Genomic DNA, 24,907 nt, shown 5'->3' on the forward strand with positions numbered 1-24,907 from the left:
GTGACTCGCTTTACAACCTCGGTTCAACCTTGAATCTCTACGAAGAGGCGATGTGGTTGAAACATAATGTTTCCAAGGAGATGGCAGAATTTCACTGATCACGAAATAAAAAAATTGAACACAAAATCACATTTAAATCGTTATAATGTTATAGCCACGTTGTTAATATCTCAGGATGATGTTAGTGGGCTGGGGCCCGCTGACCTTTCTCACGAATATGCGTGCGGCAGGCAAAAAATCAGTGATTGGCAAGGAGGTTGCCGCCATGAATTTCGCCTCGCCCGTATCCGACATGCTGCAACTGGCAGACTGCATCCAAGACGACGTGATTGGCATGAACGGCTCGACGCTTCCTCGTCGATGCTCGGCGAAATTTCTTCTGGAGCAAGGTAAATAATAATGGCTGGCACTTTCGCGCCGCTGGTTCTGGCTGGCGATAATGACCGCATCGAAGCTGAGACCGTTGGAGACTATCTCGAGGGCTGGGCTGGACAAGATGCCCTGCGACTGGCAACAGCCACTGCAATCAAAGCCATTTTGACCGGCGCGAGCAGGCTTGCCGGGCGCATCGCACGCGGTTCGTTGCCGGGTGATCCGGGCAAGCTTGTTGGCGTCAATAGCGATCAGGATCAGCAGAAAAGCATCGATGTCGGCTCGCACAATCTGTTCGTCGATTTGCTGATTGAAGCCGGTGTGGCCGCCGTTTTATCGGAAGAAGCGGATCTACCTGTGGCGGGGAAGGCGGATGGTCTGATTGCGGTCGCCATCGACCCGCTTGACGGTTCCGGCAATGTTGGTCTCGGCGCACCGCTCGGCACGATCTTCTCGTTCTTCCCCGCTGATACGGACGAGCCTTTTCTTCAGCCGGGCAGCAAGCAGATTGCAGCGGGCTATGTGTCCTACGGCAATTCTGTCGATCTCTGCTTTTCGGTTGGCGATGGCGTGATTTTCGCCACCTTCGATCCGGCGAGCGATATCTTCCAGATTACGCGCCGCAATGTGACCCTGCCGGAACGCACGTCGGATATTGCGTTCAATGCATCCGTTCAGCGGCATCTTTCACCGGGCATGCAGGCCTATGTGAATGACGCCTTCCTCGGCAAAGATGGTCCGCGCGGTCGCAATTTCAACATGCGCTGGCTCGGCGCCGCCGTTGGGGACATGCATCGCATCATGCAGCGCGGCGGCCTCTTCTTCTATGTGGATGATCGCCGTGCGGGCTACGAGAAGGGCCGCCTGCGGCTTGTTTATGAAGCAAATCCGATCGCTTTCCTTTGCCGGGAGGCAGGCGGGAAAGCGACCAACGGTTCAACCGCCATCCTCGATATTCTGCCGCAATCCTACCATGAGCGAAGCGCGCTCGTGTTTGGCGTTGCTGAAGAGGTGGATGTTCTGGGTGAATATTACGCGCGTGAGCGCATCTGACCGCGACTGGTAGGGAGACTGAAAAATGGCACGCATCACACTGCGTCAATTGCTCGATCACGCAGCCGAAAAAGGCTATGGCGTTCCGGCATTCAACATCAACAATATGGAACAGGCACTGGCGATCATGGAGGCGGCCAATGCCGTTGATGCGCCCGTTATCTTGCAGGCATCGCGCGGTGCGCGTTCTTATGCCAACGATATCATGCTTCGCCATATGATGGATGCAGTGACGGAAATCTATCCGCACATTCCAGTTTGCGTCCATCTTGATCACGGCAATGAGGCCGCCACCTGCATGACGGCTATCCAGGCCGGGTTCACTTCGGTGATGATGGACGGCTCGCTCAAGGCCGACGGCAAGACACCCGCCGATTGGGACTATAACGTCTCGGTCACGCGCCGCGTCAGCGAAATGTCGCATCTCGGCGGCATTTCGGTGGAAGGTGAACTCGGCGTTCTCGGCTCGCTCGAAACCGGTATGGGTGATGCAGAAGACGGCCACGGCGCGGAAGGCAAGCTCTCGCACGACCAGCTTCTGACCGACCCGGATGAAGCGGTGAAATTCGTCCGCGAAACCAAGGTCGATGCATTGGCGATTGCCATGGGCACCTCGCACGGCGCTTACAAGTTCAGCCGCAAGCCGGACGGTTCGGTGCTGGCCATGAATGTGATCGAAGAAATTCATCGCAAGCTGCCGAACACGCATCTTGTCATGCATGGCTCGTCGTCTGTGCCGGAAGACCTTCAGGAAATCATCAACAAGTTCGGCGGCAAGATGAAGCCGACCTGGGGTGTGCCGGTCGAGGAAATCCAGCGCGGCATCAAGCACGGCGTGCGCAAGATCAATATCGATACGGATAACCGTATGGCGATGACCGGCCAGATCCGCCGCATCCTGCAGGAAGATCCGAGCGAGTTCGATCCGCGCAAATATCTGAAGCCGGCCATGGCGGCGATGACCAAGCTTTGCAAGGACCGTTTCGAGCAGTTCGGCACAGCCGGTCACGCATCCTCCATCCGCCCGATCCCGCTGGCCGATATGGCGAAGCGCTATCTCGACGGCTCGCTCGATCCGAAGTTCAGCTAAGCTCTTAGCTGCAGTAAAAATAAAAGCGGACGGTTTCCCGTCCGCTTTTTTATGGTCATTCCCTGACGGATAAATCAGCGCTTGTTGTACTTGGCGTCAACATCGTTGATGGCGTTCACGTTTCCAGCCGAGCGACCGTTTTCGTCAAAGGTCTGGGCGAGGAATGCATCGGCGATGGTCTTGGCGACTTCCGATCCGATGACGCGGGCGCCCATTGTGATGATCTGGGCGTTGTTCGACAAAGCGGCGCGTTCCGCCGAATAGGTGTCGTGCGTCAGCGCTGCGCGAATGCCCGGAACCTTGTTGGCCGCGATGCAGACGCCGATACCAGTGCCACAGACGAGAATGGCGCGGTCATAGGTGCCGTCCAGAACAGCCGATGCAACACGGTCGGAAAGATTAGCGTAGAACGCGTCGGCACCGGCATCGGTGCGCGAGATTTCCGAAACCTCGAAACGGTCCTTGAGGTGGTCGGCAAGAACCTTGGCCAAACCTTCGCCAGCGCTGTCTCCTGCTACTGCAATTTTCATGATCTCACTCCTTAACTAGTCTGAATTCTCAATTCACTTGAATCTTGGCTGCGCATTTGGCCAGAATTTCGAGATAGCCTTCGACGTTCCAGGCTGAGCGTCCGATGAAGAGGCCGTCAATATGCGGGCAGGCAATCAGTTCCTCGCAATTGCCGGGATTGACCGAGCCGCCGTAAAGACAGTGCACGCGGCGACCGAGAATGCCTTCAGCGACGGCGATAATTTCTGCCTGCCGAGCATCGGCATAGTCTGCGGAAGCGGGAATACCGTTTTCGCCGATGGCCCAGACGGGCTCATAAGCGAACAAGATTTCGGCCTGCTTTTGCTCGTCCGACAATTTGGACAGCGCGCCGCGCACTTCTTCCGCGAGAACCTCTGCCGCCCGACCGCTTTCACGGTCCTCCAATGTCTCGCCGATGCAGATCAGCGGGATCAGCCCGTGACGCACCGCAGCTTCAACCTTAAGGCCAACAGTCTCGTTGGTCTCGCCGAAATGTTCGCGACGCTCGGAATGGCCGAGTTCCACGATGTCGAGATTGCAGTCTTTGAGCATCAGCGGAGAAATTTCACCGGTCCATGCGCCTTTATCAGCCCAATGCATGTTTTGTGCGCCGACCTTTACAGAAGTGTCGGACAGGATTTCCTTCACTTCACGCACAGCGGTGAAGGGTGGAATGATGAAACGCTGAATATCAGCCGAATGTTCGCCGTCAGCGGCCTTCAGCGCGTCGGCAAATGCCCACGCTTCCGCCAGCGTCTTGTTCATTTTCCAGCTCGTTCCAACCCAAAATCTGGCCATGCCTAAATGCTCTTTCCTAGTCTGCTATTGTCAGTTTGATCCCAGCCTGTTCCAGCTCGGCCGTGATTTCGCGGCCAGGGGATGTATCGGTGATGATGGCATCGAAGTCGGCGAGGTCGGCCATGACATGCAAAGCGGGACGCCCGAAGCGCTGATGATTGACCAGAAGGCAGGTGCGTGTTGCCGAAGCGGTCATTGCGCGTTTGGTGCGCACGACATTTTCGTCCATATGATAGACGAGTCTGCCATTGACGGCGGGTGTCGAAATGAAGGCGATGTCGGCACTCAGATGCGACAGTGCCTCTTCCGTCAGAAGGCCAAAAAATGCGTTGAACTTGGACGAGAAAACGCCGCCGAGGGCAATGAGATTGATCCCGCTTTCGCCTTTCAGCTCATCAATGATGACCGCGTTGTTGGTGATGACAGTTAGTGGCCGCTTTTCGGGAAAAAGCCCGCCCAGAACTGCCGCGGTGGAACCGTCATTGATCATGACAGTCATGCCCGGCTCGATCAGTTCCAGTGCTGCTCGTGCCATCTGAAGCTTGGCTTCATTGTCCTGGCGCACACGAAACCGAAAATCGCTTTCGAATTGCGAGCCTGCATCCATTGTCGCGCCGCCACGAACCTTGCGCAAAACGCCGGATTCTTCGAGCGAATCCAGATCGCGATGGATCGTCATTTTGGACACCGCAAAGCGATCCGACAGATCGTCGAGATCGACGGACTGATTTTCAATCAGTAAATTTATGATCGCCTGTCTTCTGTCGTCGCGCTTCACGCTTGTGTCCGATCTCTCTCGCGGAACATTCAGCGACGATAAATCACAAAATCACAAAAAAATCTACAATAAATGTGATTTTGTTACGTTTTCGCGTTTATTATTCGACGAGGAATTTAGCCGTGCGTTCATCGGTGATAAGGCCGTAAAGGCGCCCGCTTTTCAGAACGGCTCGAATGGCTTCGGCTTTCGGCAAGCCGCCCGCAAGAGCAATAATGCGGCTCATATCCGCGTTTTCGACCGATGCGGCGATGGTGCGTGCGGTGAGGCCAGTTTCAAGGCGCTTGCCATTGGCATCGAAGAAATGTCCGAGCATTTCGCCGACGCCGCCAAGATAAGCGATTTCTTCGACTTCGGCGAGTTCGATCATGCCGGATGTCACGAGTTGCGCTTGAGAATCAACCGTACCGATCCCGACAATTTTCAATTCTGCACGACACCCCATGTCGAAAACGGTGGTGACGCCGCGCTGGGCAAGCAGCACTTCGCGATCTTCAGCCGTGTTGGCGAAGAAGGGCACCGGCATCACATAGGCAGGCATACCCGTTTTTTCCGCGATGCGATGCATCACGTCATGGGGATTGGCGGCGAAATTGCGCGTAAGGCCGCCGAGAAGCGAGACAAAGCGCAAATCATTTGCCACAACGCGTGGCATATAGTTCACCGCAGCCGACAGGGTACGGCCATGGCCGATGCCGATCACCTCATGGTCGCCGTGTTCGATTTCGCGGCGAAGAAAATTTGCACCCGCATGGCCAAGCGCGGTGAGGGGCAGACCTTCTTCACCAATATCAGGAACGACTTCGCAATAATCGATATCGTAGCGATCCGCGAGACGGTTTTCCAGATCAATGCATTCGGTAATGTCGCCGTCGATGGTGACCTTGACGGCCCCATCCGCAACCGCCTTGGCGATAAGACGGTGCGCTTTGACCGAAGGCAGGCCGAGGCGCTTGGCAACGGCTGACTGGGTCATGCCTGCAACAAAGTGGAGCCAGGCTGCACGAAGGGCGAGGGAATCGTCTGCATCTGCCATTTCGAGCTGTCCGGCTCCTCTCGCATATCCGGCGCGCTTCGATCTGATCGTTTCAGAGAAGCGCACCTAAGGTCTTTCACTTGAAGCATTATCCGGTCGAACGTGGTGGCGCATCGACCGGATTCCGCCTTGGTCTATATCTTCAAATCATGGACGCCCGTGTCAATGTACGGCGCCCAGAAAGCCACGCTTTCCGCAATCTGCGGAATGACTTCGCGGTCGTTCGGTTCGCGTTCTTTGAACGAAAGTTCGAGGCAAATTTCGTTGTCTTCAGCGCCACCCTCGGCAAAAGCCTTCAACAAAGGTTCTGGCTGAATGCGACCCTTGGCGTTGAAGGCTGCGGTGAACGGACGATGGCCGCCCTTATCCATCAGGCTCTGTTTGATGTGGATGATCGGCGAAACTTTTGGCACCGCACGGGCCCAGGCATAGGGGTCAAAGTCGTCCGGATTGGCCGATGTGACATCGCCGTGATCGATATCGGCCATCATCCACATCGGGATCGTCATATTTGCAGCGGTCAGGCGAGCTTGAAGTTTCACGCATTCGGCGATGGTTTCGCCGAATTCCCGACCGATACTCATCGGCTCCCAGAACACATAATCCAATCCGGCACCGGCTGCATGGTCGGCCACTTCCGCCCAGCAGTCGATTGCAATCTCTATAAGCTCTTCGCGACGTGCCGGATTGTCAAAGTCTTTATACGTAAAGATCGCAAATTGTGTGCCGACCGATTTGCCGCCAAGGTCGCCGATAATATCGGCAAAGGTCTTGAACCAGTCGACATAATAGCGGCGCACCTCGCGGTCGGGATGGCCGAAGTGATTGAGGCGACCATAGGGGCCGGTCATGCCTGATGTCACGCGCACGCCTGTCCGCTGCAAGGCCTTGTCCATCGCGCGCGTCAGGCGACGGATCGTAGAGGACTGCCAGCTGGGATTGATGAATTCATGGGTCAGCTGAAGATCGCGCAGACGCAGATCGCGGGCCACCGTTTCGATCAGATCATCAGGCTCGGCAAAACGATTGACCAGCGGGTTGGTATTCAAAGAGAGCGTAAGGGCCATGTCGTCCTCAGGCAGCAATATGCGTGTTGTCGAACCATTCCGTGACGGCGGCGCGTTCGGCCTCAGTCAGGTGCAGGTAATGCTTCGTGCGGCGGTAGAGAATATCCTGTGCCGTCTTCGCCCATTCCTTTGCGACCAGATAGCGAATTTCGGCCTCGTAGAGATTGCCGCCGAAATGGCGGCCTAGGTCCGAAAGTGCTGTCGCACCAGCGACGACATCCTTGGTACGGGCACCATAAAGACGACCGTAATGGTGCACAAGCTGGCGTGGCATCCAGGGATAGCTGTCGCGCAAACTATTGGCGAAGGTTTCGTAATCGGCGTTGGGTATTTCACCGCCGGGTAGCGGCGCGCCATGGGTCCAGTCGCCCCCCATATTGGGGAAAATATGCTTCAGGCGGTGCATGCCGCGCTCAGCCAATTCGCGGAACGTGGTGATTTTTCCGCCGAACACGTTCAGAAGGGGCGCGTCGTTGGTTTCATCCAGATCGAAAACATAGTCGCGCGTGACAGCCGAAGGGTTGCCTTTGCCGTCATCGAACAATGGGCGCACGCCTGAGAATGCGTGCAGCACGTCTTCCCGGCGCAGTTTTTCCTTGAAATAGCGGTTCACCGCGGCGAGCAGATAATCGATTTCCTTTTCATCTGCGGCAACGTCTTCCGCCCGACCCTCATAGGCAATGTCTGTGGTGCCGATCAGCGCCTTGTCCCCTTCATAAGGGTTGATGAAGATCACGCGCTTGTCGTGGTTCTGGACGAGATAGGCATTCGAACCGGCCCAGAATTTGGGGACGATGATATGGCTACCCTTGACTAGGCGAACATTACGGCTGGAATTCGATCCGGCCACATTGTGGATGACATCTGTGACCCAGGGGCCTGCGCAATTGACGATGCAGCGGGCGCGAAAGCTACGGTGTTCGCCTGTATCGCGGTTGCGCGTTTCAACGATCCAACCACCTTTTTCGCGGCGTGCCGACACAACCGGTGTACGGGTGAGGATGGTCGCTCCCTTTTCGGCAGCGCCCAGCGCAATGAGCGCGACAAGGCGGGCGTCATCGACCCAACAGTCTGAATATTCGAAGCCCTTGGTATATTGGTCGAGGATCGGTGTGCCTTCCGGGTCGCGCCTGAGATCGAGCGTGCGGGTACCGGGAAGTTTCTTGCGTCCCCCGAGATGATCGTAGAGAAACAGGCCAAGCCGCACAAGCCATGCCGGACGGTCCTGGGGGCTGTGGGGCAAAACGAAACGCATCGGCCAGATGATGTGCGGTGCCGCGTTGAGCAGGACTTCGCGTTCGATCAAAGCTTCCCGGACAAGGCGAAACTCGTAATATTCCAGATAGCGCAGGCCGCCATGGACAAGTTTACCGGAACGTGACGAAGTGCCTTCCGCCAGATCGTCCTTTTCGGCCAGAACGACTTTGAGACCGCGCCCGGCAGCATCGCGCGCCACGCCCGCGCCATTGATGCCGCCGCCAATCACAAACAGGTCACAAGTTTCCATCTCAGCCATTGCATGCTCCTTGGAATGCCGATGTTTCGGCACGTCTCATCATATCGCCGCGGGCAATCCGCCCGGTCTTACCTGTCGGCGGCCAGTTGGTCCCAAACCGGCGCCAGCGCCAGTCGGGATTCCCGATAGGCAAGATAAAGCTCTTCATAGTGCCGTGCGCGGGAGGCGTCGGGCGCTTCCGGGGTTCCAAGCAGAGGCTCCACCCATTCGGCGATACAGTCGTCCATGGTTGGATAGGCGCCAATGGCGACAGCAGCCATCATCGCCGCACCGGCAGCTCCGGCTTCCTCGCGAGAGGAAACGCGAACCGGTGCATTGATGGATGCGCTGAGTGTGCTGCGCAAAGCGCGTGATCGCGCGGCCCCACCCGTGATGCGCAGCTCGGCTGGCATGTCGCCCATTGCCGCATAACAATCGCGCGTCGCCATGCCCAGTCCTTCGACCACGGATCGCACCAGTTCGGGGAAACGATCGCGGCTTGAAAGACCGATGAGGCTTGCACGTGCGCTGGCATTGACGAAAGGTCCGCGCTCGCCTGCTTCCGAAATATACGGATGATAGAGGATCGCGCCCGGTCGACTCGCATTGAACCATTCGTCGAGGCGTGGAATAAGATCGTTTAGCGAAACAGGCTTGTCCGGTGTGGACATGAGGTCGGCGGCCACCTGCAATATCCAGTCGATATTGATCGTCGCGCCCATATTGGTCTGAACTTGCGTCACGATGCCGGGAATTGGCAATGCGATAACATAGCCGGTGCCTTCCCGATTGAGGTGAATGTCCGCGACCGGCTTTGCGCGCATGTGCACGCCCGTGGAGCCGATTGTGGAGCAGCCAGCATCGGAGGCTCCGCCACGAACGCCAGCACCGAGCGCAGTCATGGCCATGTCCACATAGCCGAGGCTGACGGGCGTTCCGGCCAGCAAGCCGGTTGCTGCTGCCGCCTCTGCACTCAGCGGATGCATGATCTGTGTGCCGTCGATGATTTCGGGCAGAAGCTTGCGGCGTTTTTGTAGGCCCAATGCTTCAATGACGACATCGTCATATTGGCGGTTGCGGAAATTGCCGAAGGTGAAGCTTGCTTCCGATGGGTCGGTGGCACGAATGCCGGTGAGGTTCAGATAGAGCCAATCCTTGCAGTGGAGCGCGACTTCTGTCTGGTCGAGCAGCTCTGGCGCGACACTATCCATATGCGCCATTTGCGAGCCTTGCTGGCACGTATTGAGCCCCGTGCCGGTCGCTTCGAAGCGTGCGCGGTTCATGGGACCAGCGGCAAGCCGCGTCACTGTTGTGGCGGCGCGCGCATCGAGCCAGATCCACGCATCGGTGACCGGCTGGTTGTCTTTGCCGACAAGCCATGTGCCGTCGCCCTGGCCGGTGACGGCGATCGCCGCCGCCCTCTCGCGCAGGTTTGGAACTTTTTCTGCAAGGCCCAGTAGCGCGCTGACGCAGTCTTTCCAGGTTTGTGAAAGAGACTGGGTTACGGCGCCGTGATCACCCGTCTCGTATTTGTTGCGCACGGCTGCAGATTCAATCTGACGACCCTTGAAATCAAACGCGACTGCTTTGAGGACGGACGTGCCAGCGTCGATCCCGATGATGAGATCACCTTTATGACGCATGGCAACTACACGTTTTTATCGACATCTGGATTCCTCCCGCGACTGAAATGCGTCGCCGCAACCCTGTTTTTAATGAAATCGGGCATTCGCGTATAGGGGAGATAACATAACGGCTCGGGAATGTCTGTAAAATTTTTATGTGCACGAATTATTTTTCACAAACTTGTTAGCGGAAGGGAAGCCGCTTCGACAGTAGAGGCGATTTTCGATCCTTTGGCAGCTTGAAATCGTCTGGTGATAATGATTTAAATCTTTGATTTATAACAAATTATCATGATCTTGACAGAGCAGATACTGAGCCGCGATCCGGTCGCCAGCAGCCGCGATGGTCTTTAAATATGTGGATTGAAACAGTCGTTTCCAATGCCATAACGGGCGGATTTCGCGCCGAAACACAGTCTATTGCCGCCTGTTCCAAAACATCTGATTGACAGATATCATCGTTTATAACATCATTATTGGAATTAATAACACGTCGCTATCATAAAGCAGGTGGCCATGCCTGTTTCCAGTAGGCACGGAGGAGCGGAGCCCTGGGACCATGTGGAGGATGTCATGATTTTGTCCATTGTCCAGGTTGCCGCGCGGGTGGACAGCTCCGTCGGGCCCGGCCTGACGGCAGGGCGATTTGCAAACAGGTGAGTGTTCACGGCGGTCGGATTCGGCCGCGATCCGTTCCGACAATTCGGCAGGTTTGAATAATGAGTGCACAGACTAATCAAGTTTCGCGAGCTTCGCCCAAGCAAAACCGCGCCATACTTTGGAGCGTGATTACGGCTGTAGTGGTTATAGGCGCGATTGGATTTGATACCAAGGTCGTTAAGATCGGTTCTGATTCCGATGTGCGTCAGCAGGCATTTTCGCCTGACGCTTATGGCGCTTCCGAGTTCCCGAAGGTCAAGTCGAGCATTATCGAACGTGCCGCTGATGCAGCTGAAGTCGGAACGGCGTTGGCAGCCGATAAGGCTGCGGCAGGCAAGAAATACGGTGTCGGCAGCGTCAATCCGGTCATACCTGTGAAGTTCACCGGCGTCGTTGAAGAGCGCAAGTCGAACTATAACGTGATCAAGGTCGATGGCTTGCCTGAAGGCATGGCGATACGGGTCCAGACCGGTCCTGCCGTCAATGGCACAGATTTGCGCGATGCGACCGGCACAATCGAATTTGGTCAGTTCAAGAACCAGATCGAATTTCAAAATGCAGGTTCTGCGCTCAACAACGAAATGAAGAAGCAGGTTCTGCAGGGTGTGGATACCGACAATCTCGTTGGCAAGACCGTTTCAGTCACCGGCGTATTCAAGCTCGTCAATCCCAAAAACTGGCTCGTGACGCCGGTGGAGTTCGCAGTGAAATGAGCGCCGGCGCAACAATCGAAAATCCCGGAATTGAAGGCAAGAACGGTGATGTCGTTCTGGCCGCGCAGAATGTCGCCAAATCCTATGGCCGCATTCACGCTCTCAAGGGTGTGAATTTCGAGATACGTCGCGGTCAGGTCACCACGCTTTTCGGCGAAAACGGCGCTGGCAAGTCGACTTTGATGAAGGTGCTGTCGGGGGTGATTCAACCGACATCCGGCACGATCATACTGGATGGCGAACCGGTGACGTTCAACTCGTCGACCGAGGCGCGTGATCGGGGCATCTCGATCATCCATCAGGAACTGAGCCTCGCGCCGAACATGAATGTGCGCGATAATATTTTCATGGGGCGCGAAATCCGTACGCCGACTGGCGTTAATTTTGCCGAGGAAGAACGCCTCACGCGTGAACTGATGCAGGAACTGGAAGAGGATATCGATCCGTTGACGCCGGTCGAGGAATTGCGACTCGGCCAGCAGCAGATCGTGGAAATTGCGCGCGCGCTTTCGGTCAATTCCCGCATTCTCATCATGGATGAACCGACCTCCGCATTGAGTGCGTCGGAGGTCGAGGTGCTGTTCAAGGTCATCCGCGATCTGACATCCCGTGGCGTCGCGATTGTCTACATCTCGCACCATCTCGAAGAAGCGCTACAGATCACCAATCACGCTGTTGTATTGCGTGATGGCGCGATGACGGCCTATGCGCCTCGCAACGAAATCGATCTGGAATGGATCGTTCGTAATATGGTGGGCGAGAATTTTGATCTTGGGTCTCCGCCAACCGGTTATGAATGGGGAGATGTTGCCCTTTCCGTTGAGAACCTGACGGTTCCAGATCCCGCAGGCGCGGATTTCGCGCTGGTTGACCGGCTGTCGCTCAATGTGCGGGCAGGCGAAATCGTTTGCATCTATGGGCTTATGGGCGCAGGCCGCACCGAGCTTCTGGAAACGGTCGCCGGTCGTCTGAAGGCCAGTAGTGGTCGTGTGCTTCTCAAAGGTAACGACGTCTCGGGCCTTACCATCGCACAACGCATTGAAAAGGGGCTGGTTCTGGTTCCAGAAGATCGCCAGCGTGATGGTCTGGTCCAGACGATGACGGTCGGAAAGAACCTGTCTCTGGCCAGCATTGCCGAGATCACCAAAGGCCTCTTCACGTCCCAAAAGAGCGAGAAGAACATCATCGATCAATCGATCAAGAATGTTCATATCAAGACGGATGGCGGCGACGCGGCGATTGGCTCGCTATCTGGGGGTAATCAGCAGAAGGTCGTGATCGGCAAGATGCTGGCGACCGAGCCGGAAGTAATCCTGCTGGATGAACCAAGCCGGGGCATCGACATTGGTGCGAAGGCTGAGGTGTTCAAGCTACTGGCTGAGAAGGCCAAGCAAGGGCTGGCGGTCATCTATACGACCTCCGAAGTTGGCGAATGCCTGAGTATCGCGCACCGCATCATCGTCATGCACCGGGGGCGGATCTCAGCCGAATTCGGTTCGGATGTCTCTAAGGAAAAGATCATGGCCGCCTCGGGTGAAGCCATGGTCGGTCACTGAGAAACTGCTGCATGCCTTCGGTTTTCGAGCGGGCATGCGCAAGTCGAAAAGTTCGAGCGCCTGATCTGATGTTACCAGATCGCTTGAATGCTTTAGTTATGGAGCACTGATAGAATGTCAGTCACGAGCACAAAAGACAAAGCGGCAACCCCAGGCGGGGCAAAGCGGAAAACCAATATCGTGCATCTGCTGCTCGAAGGTCGTGCATTTTTTGCCCTGATCGCAATCATCGCTGCCTTTTCGTTCCTGTCGCCCTATTATTTCACGGTCGACAATTTCCTCATCATGTCTTCGCATGTGGCCATTTTCGGGTTGCTGGCAATCGGCATGTTGCTGGTGATCCTGAATGGCGGCATCGATCTTTCTGTCGGTTCCACATTGGGGCTGGCGGGTGTCGTTGCGGGTTTCCTGATGCAGGGCGTGACGCTGCAGGAATTCGGGATCATCCTATATTTCCCGGTCTGGGCCGTGGTCATCATCACCTGTGCACTGGGTGCGTTTGTGGGCGCTGTCAATGGCGTGCTGATTGCCTATCTGCGGGTTCCAGCTTTCGTGGCCACACTCGGCGTGCTCTATTGCGCACGTGGTGTCGCCTTGTTGATGACAAATGGTCTGACCTACAACAATCTCGGTGGCCGCCCGGAACTGGGGAATACCGGTTTTGATTGGCTCGGATTCAACACGCTTTTCGGCGTTCCGATTGGCGTTCTGGTTCTAGCTGTGCTGGCGATCATCTGCGCCATCGTTCTCAATCGCACCGCGTTCGGTCGCTGGCTCTATGCTTCGGGCGGTAATGAGCGCGCTGCTGAGCTTTCGGGTGTTCCGGTCAAGAGGGTCAAGATCTCCGTTTATGTGATTTCGGGCATTTGTGCCGCAATTGCCGGTCTGGTCCTGTCGTCGCAGCTGACCTCTGCCGGTCCGACCGCCGGTACGACATATGAACTGACCGCAATCGCAGCGGTCGTCATCGGCGGCGCGGCGCTGACAGGCGGACGCGGCACCATTCAGGGTACGCTGCTCGGCGCCTTCGTCATAGGCTTCCTCTCCGATGGTCTGGTGATCATCGGCGTATCCTCCTATTGGCAAACCGTCTTCACCGGCGCGGTGATCGTGCTCGCGGTTCTGCTCAACAGCATTCAATACTCCCGACGATAGGAACAGGGCCAGGTCCGATTTCGGATGGGCCGTATTCCAAGGGCGTATCGAAAGGTTCCAAGACGGCGAACAACCTCAAAAGCCTCGCCCAATGGAAATGATACCCGCCGGGCAACCGGCACAACACAAACAAAAATGTTACGGGAGTGAAACATGTTTAAGAAGGGTATGCGCGTTCTGTTCGCTGCTGCAGCGGCACTGCCGCTTATCGCCAGCGCTGCCTGGGCTGAAGGTCTGATGACGATCATCGTCAACGACCCTTCGAACCCATATTGGTACACCGAAGGTGAAATCGCCAAGAAGACCGCTGAAGGCCTGGGCTATTCGGCTGTCGTTGGCGGTCACAAGGGCGACACCAACACTGAAAGCAATCTGATCGACACTGCGATCACCAACAAGTCGGTTGCGATCATTCTTGATCCGGCCAATGCCGACGGCTCGGTTGGTGCGGTCAAGCGCGCCGTCGCAGCAGGCATTCCGGTATTCCTCGTCAATGCCGAAATCAACCAGGAAGGTCTTGCCAAGGCACAGCTCGTCTCCAACAATGCGCAGGGCGCTGCAATCGGCGCAACCCAGTGGGTTGAAAGCGTTGGCGACAAGGGCAAATATGTCGAATTGTTCGGTGCGCCATCGGACAACAATGCGGCAACCCGCTCGAATGGTTACGAAACGGTCCTGTCGCAGTATCCGGATTTGGTGAAGGCCGGTAAGGACGTTGCCAACTGGAACCGGACCCAGGGCCACGACAAGATGCAGGCACTGTTGCAGGCCAATCCCGATATCGTCGGTGTCATCTCCGGTAACGACGAAATGGCTCTTGGTGCAATCGCTGCTCTTAAGAAGGCTGGCAAGCTGGAACAGGTCAAGGTCGGCGGTTTCGACGGTTCGCCGGATGCGGTCGCGGCGATCAAGGCCGGTGAGCTTCAGTACACCGTTCTGCAGCCTGTTGCCATTTTCTCGGAAGCTGCCGTCAAGCAGGCTGATAGCTTCATCAAGACCGGCAAGACCGGTGTTGATCAGGAAAAGCAGCTTTTCGATTGCTTCCTGATTACCAAGGATAATGTCGACAAGTACACGGCTCCGTTCGTTCTCGAGCAGTAAGAGCAAAGTTTGGAGCGCCGGTTTCTACCGGCGCTCCAAATATCGTTCCCCTTTTTGTCTGGCGTAGTCCGCCGGAACCTGTCAGTGACAACGAAATAATGGCTGGGAACGGATGGCAGGCATGACGGTGAGCAACAAGGCAAGCATAGACAATCTGATGACAGATCAGGTGCCGAACGACAGTCGGCATGCGCGTCAGCTGGTGCGCCGCCAGCAGATCGCCGAGACTGTGATGGCCGAAGGGTCGATGCGGATTGAAGATTTGACGGAACGTTTCGGCATCAGTCTGATGACGGCGCATCGTGATGTCGATGAACTTGTCAGCCGGGGACTTTTTCGCAAAACGCGCGGCGTTGTTTCCGCAGCACCCACCAGCCTGATCGAAGCGAGCGATCTTTACCGGGTGTCGCGGCAGTCGGAAGAAAAGAAGCTGATCGCCGAAGCCGCGATGCAATTTGTCGAACCGGGCCAAGCCATCTTTCTGGATGACTCGACCACAGTTCTGCAAATGGTGCCGCATCTTCAGGCCAAAACGCCTTTGACCGTTATCACCAATTCGCTGATCCTGATGAACGAAGTTCGCGATATGCAGGACATCACGCTGATCGGTCTGGGTGGGCAGCTTTATAACTGGTGCAATGCCTTTGTCGGCGGCATGACGATCCACGAAATCCGTCGCTTGCGTGCCGATGTGGCGTTCATCTCGATTGCCGCAATCACCGACGATCTGTTGTTTCATCAATCGACCGAAATGGTTGAAACCAAAAGAGCCATGCGCGAATGCGCGGCAAAAAGTGTGCTCCTGGCTGACCACACAAAATTCGAACGGCGCGCTTTGCACAATTTCGGCGCCTTGAGCGATTTCGATGTGGTCATCGTCGATGAAAACACGCCCGAGGCGCATATTGAACATATGCAGTCACAGGACATCAATGTCGTCATCGCCCGTTCGGGCGGTCAGAAAGAATAACAAAGTCACGGCGAATGCGCTTTGCTGAGCCTGCATTTACATACCAGGAATACGATCCATGCCCTGCCTGTTGGGAATCGATAGCGGACTGACCGTCACGAAAGCCGTATTGTTCGACATTGACGGCAGGACGCTGTCAGTCGCGCGCCGCCGTGTCGCCCAGTCGTTTCCGCATCCCCGTCACGTCGAGCGTGACATGGACGAATTCTGGAATGCCACGGCGGATGCGATTGCTGAAGCGATTTCCACGAGCGGCAGGCCTGCTTCCGATATTCTGGCCATCGCCACCACTGCCCATGGCGACGGTATCTATATGCTTGACAGTGACCACCGCCCGCTCGGTGCGGGCATTCTGTCGTTGGATAGTCGTGCAGTCGATATTGCGGAAAACTGGGTGAACGGTCAGGTCGCAGAACAGTCCATCGCCATTACCGGGCAATTGCCCCATGCTTCCGCACCTTCGGCCATTCTCGCCTGGGTGAAAGAAAATCAGCCTGAGCGCTTCAGTCGTATCGCACATGTCATCGCCTGCAAGGACTGGCTCCGGTTTTGCCTGACTGGGGAGGTCGGTACGGATCGCACCGAAGCGTCCACCTCATTCACGGACGTGAACACGCAGGATTATTCACGCGACGCACTTGCGTTGTTCGGACTGGAAGCTCTTTGGAACGCTTTGCCGCCCATGTCGCGTTCGGACGAGATCGTGGGTGGCGTTTCTGCGGCTTGCGCGGCGCGGACCGGTCTTGTCGCCGGAACGCCGGTTGTTGGTGGTCTGCACGATGTTACGGCATCGGCGCTCGGCGTCGGCGGGTTGAAGATGGGCACTGTGGCGGTGGTTGCGGGAACCTATTCGATCAACGAGACGCTATCCTTCGAACCGCGTGTGAATCCGAGCTGGTTTTGCCGCAACGGCATCGCGCCGGGAGAATGGAACAACATGTCGATCTCGCCGGCGTCAACGGCAAATTATGACTGGTTTCTGGACAAGCTCTGCCCATCCGAGCGGCGTCTAGCGGAGCAGACAGGTCGCTCGATTCACGATATGCTGCGCCCGGAAATAGATGCTGCGCTGGCAAAGCCCTCGACAGCATTGTTCCATCCTTATCTCTTTGGTTCGCCCTATGGCGCCATGGCAAGCGGCGCGTTCTTCGGTCTGCGCGGCTGGCAGGAACGCGGCGACATGCTGCGCGCCGTCTGGGAAGGGATTGCCTTCAATCACCGCATCCATGTCGATCACCTCAAGGAAGGGTTCGCCATCTCCGCTGCGCGGTTGACCGGTGGCGTATCGCGCAGCCCGGCTTTCGCGCAGATGTTCGCTAATGTGCTTGGAATGCCGGTGACGGTTACCGAGACGGATGAGGCGGCAGCCTGGGGCGCAGCGCTTTGCGCAGGCAAAGGCGCGGGCGTTTTCGCCGATGTTTATAGCGATCCGCGCGATCTCGATGCGATCGGCCGCACTTATACGCCAGATGCGGAGCGCAGCACGCAATATGAGAAGCGCTTCGCGCTGTTCAAAGAAATTGCCTCGGCGCTTGGCCCGTTATGGCCGAAAATCGAAGCCCTTACGGATTGACAGCAGGCGAATGCCTAATGCGCGATAGCGCAGACAACAGATGTAAAGACGGTGAAATGAACAGTTTCGTAGGCCCTGCCGAAATGAAGAACCGCATCGCCCAACTGGAAGCGGACAGTGTGGACGTCCTTATTCTTGGCGCGGGCATCAATGGTGCGGGGCTGTATCGGGATTTGTGCGAGCAAGGCGTGAATTGTCTTATCGTTGACAAAGGCGATTTCGGATCGGGCACCAGTGCCGCGCCGTCGCGGCTGATCCATGGTGGTTTGAAATATCTGGAAACCGGGGAATTCGGTCTGGTTGCGCAATCCACACTGGAACGAAATCTGCTTTTGAAAAACGCGCCACATAATGTTGAGCCGCTGCCGACGTTTATTCCTGTGTTCTCGTGGACCAAAGGTATCACTGCGGCCTTGCGCACATTGTTCGGTTCCACAACTGCGCCCCGCAGTCGTGGCGGCGTGTTGATCAAGATCGGCCTTGGCCTCTATGATTATTTTGGTGCGCGTGAGCGCGTCATGCCGCGCCACCGTTTTCTCTTGAAGAAGACCGCAACGAAGGAAATGCCTTACATAACACCTGCGATTGTGGCAGGTGGTATCTATCATGACGCCAAGGTCAGCCGACCTGAGCGGCTGGTCTATGAACTTGTCAGCGATGGACTTCAGGCCAATACAAATAGTGCGGCTGCAAATTTCACAGCCTTGGTCAAAGCCGGTGACGGTGCAATCAGCTTTGAAGGTCCAGACGGCGCTTCGTTCTCAGTCAGGCCGAAGCTCGTGATCAACGCTGCTGGCCCTTGGATCGACCGGGTGAATTCTGCGCTTGGTAAACCCACCAAGATGATCGGTGGCACCAAGGGATCACATATTCTGATCGACCATCCCGAACTGGTGAAAAGCCTTGATGGAAGAATGATTTATTTCGAGGCCGATGACGGTCGTATCTGCCTTGTTTACGACTATCACGGTCTTGCGATGGTCGGTTCGACCGATATTCCGTCCGATGATCCGGACGCTGTGCGCTGCGAGGATGATGAAACGGAGTATTTCATTGAGAGCCTGCGTTCGCTGCTGCCGAAACTGCAATTCAACCGCAATCAGATTGTCTACACCTATAGCGGCATCCGCCCGCTGCCTGCTTCCAATGCCTCAGAACCGGGGCTTATCAGCCGTGATCACTCGGCTCCGGTGATTGAGCCCGATGCGGTGCGCCCATTCGCAATCATTTCACTGGTGGGCGGTAAATGGACGACGTTTCGCGGTTTTGCCGAAGAGGTTACGGACACGGTTCTGCAACGGTTGCAGCGCACGCGCGTTCGCTCGACGCGTAATCTCGCAATCGGTGGCGGTAAGGGCTACCCGCGGGATGACAATGCGCGCAGCGCGTGGATCGCTGAACAGGCAAGTGCGACAGGCCTTGAAGCCACGCGCGTAGCGTTGTTGCTTCAACGCTACGGGACAACAGCGGCTTCCATCGTTCGCGATGAAGCCAAAGTCGGTGTTGCCTATTTGCCCGAAACCGATACGGTAAGCCGCGCCGAAATCGCATGGATCGCTCGCAATGAACTGGTGGTTCATTTGGCTGATGTTGTGTTGCGTCGTACGACGCTTGCCATTGATGGCGCGTTGACCACCAATAATCTGGTCGCGATTGCGGATATTCTGGCCCTGGAACTTGGCTGGACCGAGGCGCGCAAAGCTGAGGAAATTGAAGCGGTGACAGCAGAACTCGCCAAGCGGCACAACGTCGTTTTGGCGGCGCGGCCCGCAAAGCGGCGCTGAATTTTTAAGAATACGCAACTGGAAGGATATCGTGTACCCACTGCTTTCCGCGCTTTGGCTTAAAGCGGTATGGACAGAACTCCAAAGGGTGCGAGCGAAAACGCCCTCTTACCCTCCATGCTGACGCTCTGCTCTTCTGGCGTGATATTCACGAGCCAGAGTTCGCTCTCCACCGCGAAGGCAAGAACGTTGGCCGGACGAGAAGAACGATAGGCGCGCCATTCTTTTCCGGCCAGTGCGGATAAGGTTTTCACGCTGTTGAAAATCGGGCGCGTTTGGCCTTCAGGCATCGGTTCATTTATATGCGCAATCAGTCCAAAAGGGCCGGTCAGGGCCGACAGAGTCAGACAGTCGAGATTTGCATCTAGCACTCGTGCGGCATAGGCAAAGGCAAATACTTCCGCGAAGTTGCCGTTGTGGCGCGGATCACGATTGGCCATGGCGATGCGTTTGCCATCGGGGTTGTCCATCGTCCGGCTCCCATAGGGGTTTTGACGCATGGGAATGGTCGATGGGCCGATGCGGTAGGGTTTGTCGCCATAAATGGCGCGTACCGAACGCGTAATGAAGGGCAGCGCCTCCAGCGTCTGCATGACGCTTAGATCGTCCGCCGCATGGACAATTGGGTTGGTGCAATGGGTTACGAAATCGATCAATTCGCCCGGCACGCGCTTGCGGTTCAATTCCGTGAAATAGCTCAGCATACCGCCGCCAAGGGTAACACTCGGAAAAGCAGTGCGTGCGGCGCTATAGATTTCTTCCAGTGGAGGACAAGGCGGCCACGCACTGCCGGGCGGCGTGGACTGGCGATCTATTGAGGGTGAAACAATGATCGCGTCGGGCGCAAAGCCTGCCGCTTTCATTTGCGCGGCGATTTGGGCGGTTTCATCGAGAAGCGATCCTTTACAGGATAGTGCGATCTCCAGCGATGTGCGCCCATTATATCGAGCGGCAAGAGCAGCGAAATCTGCAAATGTCGTTGCGTCATGTCCCGCATGCGGATCGTAATGGAATAGCAAATCTTGCGGAGCGATTTCGCTTAACAGGCTGGACAAAGCAAGGCTCGCCCTGGCTTCTTCCGGCGTGATGATGATGCCGATATTTGGCATGATGCCGCGCGCGTTGTCAGGTGTAATGAGCACTGGTTCGGTGTTTGACGCGACGGCAGTGGATGCACTCGACCGTTTATCGCATATGGTCAATGCAACGCGCTGATGGGTCGACTTGTCGGCTTCAATCCGATAGGGCCAAGGCAGTGCAAGAGGGCGCACATAGGTTTTATACGAGGCGTCGGACCAGTTGCGTTGATCCTCCATCTCGAAGACATCGCCTTCCATACGGCATTCCGCCAACACACCCGGAATGGCTTCATGGGTGATGGCGCGCATATCCTTGAACGGTTGCCACGGCTCGATGAGATCGGGCAGATGGGTCTGCACATGCGTTCCATCGACATGTTCCACTGTAACCGGTGAACCGGAAAGTCCAACAATCGGATGCAGAATACAAAAGCCGCAGCGGTTGGTTTCAAAGCCGGTCGTCGTTGTGGTGACAGCGTCGAAAGTCAATCTGCCGCTAACATCCGCCGATATGGTCACAGCAATCGTTAACTCGCTATCGCTGGGACCGCTGACATGGGCCTGATAGGATACAGTAAAACCAGCCGTGTTTCTCTCTACGGTTAGGTCGCGGATAGAAGGGGCATATGTCCCCCAGTCGCGGTCGCGTATCAGATAAGACACTGCACGCAGCACTTCGATCCCATCATAGGTGATGGTGCGTAAATTGCCATCGCTCAGGTCAACTGCTAGACGCCCGGCTTGCAGGTGAAATGGCCGAGCCTCGGTTTCCTGTGTGCCAAAAAGCAGAAACGGATCGACGCTGCTCATCTCAGCATGGCCTTTACATCGACGCGGTTGCCGCTGGCCGCACTGTCATAAGCTGCATCCACCAGCGCGAAGGTTTTGAGGTTATCGGCACCCGATGTTGACGTTTCCTCGCCGGAAGCAAGCTTATCGACCCAGTGTTGCTGGATCGCATAGACGCTCTCCTGAATATTGTGCCAAGGACGCGATGCCCAGGACAGCAGTTTGGGTGAAACGTCCGAAACGGTTGTACCTCCAGCATTGATGACTTCCAGACGGTACCCCTGATACAGTCGGATTGAGCCTGCTGTGCCATCCAGTTCGATGAGGGTTTCCGGGAAGGGATCGACCTGAAGTCTGGTCGCATAGCTGACATCGACAACAGATGTGGTGCCACTTTCGTGGTCGAGCAGAATGGTCGCGACGTCCTCACCCTTGATTTTCGGATTGACGCGTTTGGTGCGCGCGACGAGGCTTGTTACATCGCCGAGAATAAAGCGCGCGATATCGAGGGTGTGGATGCCAAGGTCTTCGATGATAAAGCGCTCGCCTTCCGCAAGATAAGGTTGGCCCGAAAAGACGTCGAAGCCCGACCGGAAGGAAAACCGCCCCCAGAAGAGATCGCCTATCGCACCGCTATCGAGCGCTTTCCGAACGGCCTGGATCGGTGTCTGCCAGCGAAAATTCTCGTGAACCATCAATGGAATGCCGGCATCCCGGCACGCTTTCACCATGGCCTTGGCGTCCTCAAGGTTCTTGGCAAAAGGCTTTTGACAGATGGCTGGTACTTTATGGGCAGCGGCCATTTCAACCAGCATGCGATGGCTTCCAACCGTTGTGGCGATATCGACAAAATCGATATTTCCATCGGCAAACAGCGCCTCGGCATCGGTATAGCGGCGTTCGATCCCGAACTGATCGCCGACGATCTTCAACCGCTCGGGGTCGCGGTCGCAGATCGCCACGATTTTTGCACCGGAAACATCGTTCCAGCCATGCATCTGGTTGATTGCGAAGAAGCCGCAGCCGATGAGCGCGCCATTGAATTCTGCCATTATCCTGCCTTTGCCATTTGCATGAGCGTGACGCGCTGCTGAAGGCGCCGCTGTGCCTGGTCTACAACCACGGCGATGATGATGACGAGGCCCTTGATGACCATCTGCCAGAAGGACGATACCCCCATCATGACCAGACCATCAGAAAGAATCCCGATCACGAACGCACCGATAATCGTTCCACCGATGGTGCCGCGCCCGCCCGACATGGAGGTTCCGCCCAGAACGGCTGCCGCGATGGCATTGAGTTCGAAGGAGTTTCCGGTTGCCGGGTGCGAAGCCATCAGTTCGGAGGAAATGATAAGACCGGCAATGGCGGCGCAAAAGCCCGAAAACATGTAGACGAACATTTTTACGCGGTCGACGCGGATGCCGGACATGCGTGCTGCGCGCTCATTGCCGCCTACTGCAAAAATCTGTCGTCCCAGTGGCGTGTAGCGGGCGACATAGGCTGCACCCAATGCAACGACGATCAGAAGCCAGATGGAAACCGGCAAGCCGAGAATGCTGCCCGCGCCGAGAAAGCCGAAGCCGGTGGTGCCGAGATCTTCTCGTCCGACGAGGTTCGGGAAGGTCTGGCCGTCAGACGACAATAGAGCAAGGCCGCGCGCGACATATAGGGTTCCAAGTGTTGCGATGAATGGCGCCACGTTGAGCCTGGTAATCAGGAGCCCGTTGATGAAGCCGACCGCAACCCCCACAGCCAGCGTGATGAGCGATATCTCGATCACATTGAAATAGATTGTATAGCCGATGCCCAGATCGATGCCATAGATCAAAAGACCGCCGGCGACCATGCCGCACAGGCCGACAATCGAACCGACAGACAAGTCGATCCCGCCCGTGATGATAACAAAAGTCATGCCCATGGCGAGAAAGGCATTCAGCGCCACGTGTTTCGACATCAAAATGAGATTGGCTGTCGAAAGGAAGTTCGGTGCGGCGAAGGAGAAAAAGATGAAAACTGCAAAAAGTGCGATGAATGTCCGCAGCTTCATCAGCGTCAGCAAGGCCGATCCGCCTGAAAAGGTTGGGTCAGTGGCTGCCGTGGCGGTTTTGGCTGTCATGACGCGAGTTCCTTGGTTTGCAGATCGTGGTTATGACCATGGCCCCTGGCCGAGGCCGCGATGATATCGGCTTCCGTCGCGTGCTCGCGGTCGAAGATGGCAATCAGCTTGCCATTGCTGAGCACGGCGATGCGGTCGGATAAGGCCATGACTTCTTCCAGATCGGAGGTTGAAAACAGGATGGCCAGTCCTTCGCCAGCGAGGCGGCGCATGGTGCGGAAAACATCCGCCTTTGCGCCAACGTCGATGCCGCGCGATGGCTCGTCCATCAAAAGCACTTTCGGGCTGGTCATCAGCGCCTTGCCGATCACAACCTTTTGCTGATTGCCGCCCGACATCGAAGTCACTTCGAAATCCGGGTTCGGAGCTTTGATAGCGAGATCCTTGATAGCCTGCCGGACGGCTTCCTTCTCGCGCTTCGGCCCGATGTGGAACAGTTTCGCAAGCCGGTCGAGACTGGCCATTGTCAGGTTGCTGGCGATAGACAAAACCTGCACCAGACCCTCGCGCTGACGGTCTTCGGGAATGAGCGCAAGCCCACGCCTTATGCGGCGTGTCGTATCGCGCTCGGTCACTTCTTGTCCGTCTATGAAAATATGGCCGGTCGAATGACGGTGCTGTCCCATGACGCATTCGAAAAATTCGGAACGGCCGGCGCCCATAAGGCCGTATATCCCTAGAACTTCACCAGCGCGGACCGACAAGGACACATTATCGACGGCAAGCCCGCCTGTCGTACGTGGCAGGGTTATATTTTCGGCGCGGAACCGCTCTTCGCCTATCGTGTGGTTCACCGATTTGGCAAAATCTTTGGCATCGGAGCCGATCATCGATCGCACGATCCATTGCGTATCGATGTTTTTGACTTCTTCTTGGCCGGTGATTTTGCCATCGCGCAGCACGGTGATGTAATCGCCAATGCGCATTAGCTCTTCGAGACGATGCGAAATATAGACGATGGCGACGCCCTGGCTTTTCAGTTCGGCGATGACTTTGAATAGAATATCGACCTCGGCGGCTGAAAGCGCGGATGTCGGTTCGTCCATGATAACGATACGCGCATCGAGTGAAATGGCTTTAGCGATTTCCACCAATTGCTGCTGGCCGATGGGAAGATCGGAAACCAGCATATTGGCGTCAATGCCAGCATCCAGACGGTTAAGATATTCGTTGGCCTTTTGAACCTGCGCCTTGTGATCGATGCCGCGCACGCCGCGCATGATCTCACGGGTGGCAAAGATATTCTCGGCCACGGACATATTGGCAAACAGATTGAGTTCCTGAAAGATCATCGCGATACCGCGCTTTTGCGCGTCGGCAGGACTGTCGAAAGCGACCGGTTCGTCGTCGAGAATGATCTTGCCCATGGTCGGGCGCTCGACACCGGCAATGATCTTCATCAATGTGGATTTGCCAGCGCCATTTTCGCCCACCAGCACATTGACCGACCCGCGCCGCAATTCGAGATTGGCGCGTTTGACGGCGACGATACCGGAATAGACTTTCGATACGTCTTCAAGCTTGAGGACAATATCGTCTTTGGTTGGCTGTTCCGTTTCCATG

Annotated in this window: 21 protein-coding genes; 10 read left to right on the forward strand and 11 right to left on the reverse strand. The window is 56.2% G+C overall.

Annotation, left to right across the window (positions count from 1 at the left end; all coding sequences use genetic code 11):
• The first annotated feature begins 184 nt into the window (after positions 1 to 184).
• From JAU75_RS13370 to fba, 3 genes are read left to right on the forward strand one after another with little or no spacing between them, the layout of a single operon-like run.
• Positions 185 to 397 (forward strand): hypothetical protein, encoded by a 213-nt coding sequence (locus JAU75_RS13370; RefSeq protein ID WP_199056994.1) that lies wholly within the window; start codon positions 185 to 187, stop codon positions 395 to 397.
• 2 nt (positions 398 to 399) lie between these two features.
• The gene (locus tag JAU75_RS13375) at positions 400 to 1,425 is read left to right on the forward strand and encodes a class 1 fructose-bisphosphatase (RefSeq protein WP_210339292.1); all 1,026 of its coding nucleotides are present in this window, start codon (positions 400 to 402) and stop codon (positions 1,423 to 1,425) included.
• A gap of 25 nt (positions 1,426 to 1,450) precedes the next feature.
• The gene (fba, locus tag JAU75_RS13380) at positions 1,451 to 2,515 is read left to right on the forward strand and encodes a class II fructose-bisphosphate aldolase (protein ID WP_109365861.1); all 1,065 of its coding nucleotides are present in this window, start codon (positions 1,451 to 1,453) and stop codon (positions 2,513 to 2,515) included.
• Between the two features lie 74 nt (positions 2,516 to 2,589).
• Here fba and JAU75_RS13385 read toward each other — a convergent pair whose 3' ends face one another.
• The 7 genes from JAU75_RS13385 to JAU75_RS13415 form a co-directional block, all read right to left on the reverse strand.
• Positions 2,590 to 3,045: an RpiB/LacA/LacB family sugar-phosphate isomerase gene (locus tag JAU75_RS13385; protein WP_199056995.1), complete on the reverse strand. Its 456-nt coding sequence runs from the start codon at positions 3,043 to 3,045 to the stop codon at positions 2,590 to 2,592.
• 28 nt (positions 3,046 to 3,073) lie between these two features.
• Entirely contained in the window at positions 3,074 to 3,844 is a 771-nt protein-coding gene (locus JAU75_RS13390; RefSeq protein ID WP_199056996.1) for a triose-phosphate isomerase, read from the reverse strand.
• A 16-nt stretch (positions 3,845 to 3,860) separates the two neighbouring features.
• Positions 3,861 to 4,622, reverse strand: coding sequence for a DeoR/GlpR family DNA-binding transcription regulator (locus JAU75_RS13395; RefSeq protein ID WP_199056997.1), 762 nt, complete (start codon positions 4,620 to 4,622; stop codon positions 3,861 to 3,863).
• A gap of 100 nt (positions 4,623 to 4,722) precedes the next feature.
• Entirely contained in the window at positions 4,723 to 5,658 is a 936-nt protein-coding gene (locus JAU75_RS13400) for a sugar-binding transcriptional regulator (protein WP_199056998.1), read from the reverse strand.
• A gap of 134 nt (positions 5,659 to 5,792) precedes the next feature.
• Positions 5,793 to 6,725, reverse strand: a complete 933-nt coding sequence (locus JAU75_RS13405) for a TIM barrel protein (RefSeq protein WP_199056999.1) — start codon at positions 6,723 to 6,725, stop codon at positions 5,793 to 5,795.
• Between the two features lie 7 nt (positions 6,726 to 6,732).
• The gene (locus JAU75_RS13410) at positions 6,733 to 8,241 is read right to left on the reverse strand and encodes a glycerol-3-phosphate dehydrogenase (protein ID WP_199057000.1); all 1,509 of its coding nucleotides are present in this window, start codon (positions 8,239 to 8,241) and stop codon (positions 6,733 to 6,735) included.
• A gap of 68 nt (positions 8,242 to 8,309) precedes the next feature.
• Positions 8,310 to 9,863 carry an FGGY-family carbohydrate kinase gene (locus JAU75_RS13415; protein WP_199057001.1) on the reverse strand — a complete coding sequence of 518 codons (1,554 nt, stop codon included), beginning with the start codon at positions 9,861 to 9,863 and terminating at the stop codon, positions 8,310 to 8,312.
• 701 nt (positions 9,864 to 10,564) lie between these two features.
• Here JAU75_RS13415 and JAU75_RS13420 point away from each other — a divergent pair.
• The 7 genes from JAU75_RS13420 to JAU75_RS13450 all read left to right on the forward strand — a co-directional run bounded on the left by JAU75_RS13420 (position 10,565) and on the right by JAU75_RS13450 (position 19,357).
• A complete protein-coding gene (locus JAU75_RS13420; protein WP_199057002.1) occupies positions 10,565 to 11,218 on the forward strand; it encodes a DUF2291 domain-containing protein in 654 nt (217 codons plus the stop codon).
• Entirely contained in the window at positions 11,215 to 12,774 is a 1,560-nt protein-coding gene (locus tag JAU75_RS13425; RefSeq protein ID WP_199057003.1) for a sugar ABC transporter ATP-binding protein, read from the forward strand. Before JAU75_RS13420 ends, JAU75_RS13425 begins: the two co-directional genes overlap by 4 nt.
• A 114-nt stretch (positions 12,775 to 12,888) precedes the next feature.
• A complete protein-coding gene (locus JAU75_RS13430; protein ID WP_199057004.1) occupies positions 12,889 to 13,929 on the forward strand; it encodes an ABC transporter permease in 1,041 nt (346 codons plus the stop codon).
• A 153-nt stretch (positions 13,930 to 14,082) separates the two neighbouring features.
• Entirely contained in the window at positions 14,083 to 15,030 is a 948-nt protein-coding gene (locus JAU75_RS13435) for a D-ribose ABC transporter substrate-binding protein (protein WP_199057005.1), read from the forward strand.
• 121 nt (positions 15,031 to 15,151) lie between these two features.
• The gene (locus JAU75_RS13440; protein WP_199057006.1) at positions 15,152 to 16,000 is read left to right on the forward strand and encodes a DeoR/GlpR family DNA-binding transcription regulator; all 849 of its coding nucleotides are present in this window, start codon (positions 15,152 to 15,154) and stop codon (positions 15,998 to 16,000) included.
• A 58-nt stretch (positions 16,001 to 16,058) separates the two neighbouring features.
• Complete coding sequence (locus tag JAU75_RS13445) at positions 16,059 to 17,573, forward strand: FGGY-family carbohydrate kinase (RefSeq protein ID WP_199057007.1); 1,515 nt, start codon at positions 16,059 to 16,061, stop codon at positions 17,571 to 17,573.
• 56 nt (positions 17,574 to 17,629) lie between these two features.
• Entirely contained in the window at positions 17,630 to 19,357 is a 1,728-nt protein-coding gene (locus JAU75_RS13450; RefSeq protein WP_199057008.1) for a glycerol-3-phosphate dehydrogenase/oxidase, read from the forward strand.
• Positions 19,358 to 19,416: 59 nt separating this feature from the next.
• On the opposite strand, the gene JAU75_RS13455 is transcribed toward JAU75_RS13450, so the two are convergent.
• From JAU75_RS13455 to JAU75_RS13470, 4 genes are read right to left on the reverse strand one after another with little or no spacing between them, the layout of a single operon-like run.
• Positions 19,417 to 21,246 carry a hypothetical protein gene (locus JAU75_RS13455; protein WP_199057009.1) on the reverse strand — a complete coding sequence of 610 codons (1,830 nt, stop codon included), beginning with the start codon at positions 21,244 to 21,246 and terminating at the stop codon, positions 19,417 to 19,419.
• On the reverse strand, positions 21,243 to 22,277 hold the full coding sequence (locus JAU75_RS13460; RefSeq protein ID WP_199057010.1) for a Gfo/Idh/MocA family protein: 1,035 nt from the start codon (positions 22,275 to 22,277) through the stop codon (positions 21,243 to 21,245). Before JAU75_RS13460 ends, JAU75_RS13455 begins: the two co-directional genes overlap by 4 nt.
• Positions 22,277 to 23,344 (reverse strand): ABC transporter permease, encoded by a 1,068-nt coding sequence (locus JAU75_RS13465; protein ID WP_199057011.1) that lies wholly within the window; start codon positions 23,342 to 23,344, stop codon positions 22,277 to 22,279. The genes JAU75_RS13460 and JAU75_RS13465 overlap by 1 nt, the downstream gene beginning before the upstream one ends.
• Positions 23,341 to 24,906 (reverse strand): sugar ABC transporter ATP-binding protein, encoded by a 1,566-nt coding sequence (locus JAU75_RS13470; RefSeq protein WP_199057012.1) that lies wholly within the window; start codon positions 24,904 to 24,906, stop codon positions 23,341 to 23,343. Before JAU75_RS13470 ends, JAU75_RS13465 begins: the two co-directional genes overlap by 4 nt.
• Position 24,907 lies beyond the last annotated feature (1 nt).

The sequence above is a fragment of the Ochrobactrum sp. Q0168 genome, assembly GCF_016427605.1.
Lineage (GTDB): Bacteria > Pseudomonadota > Alphaproteobacteria > Rhizobiales > Rhizobiaceae > Brucella.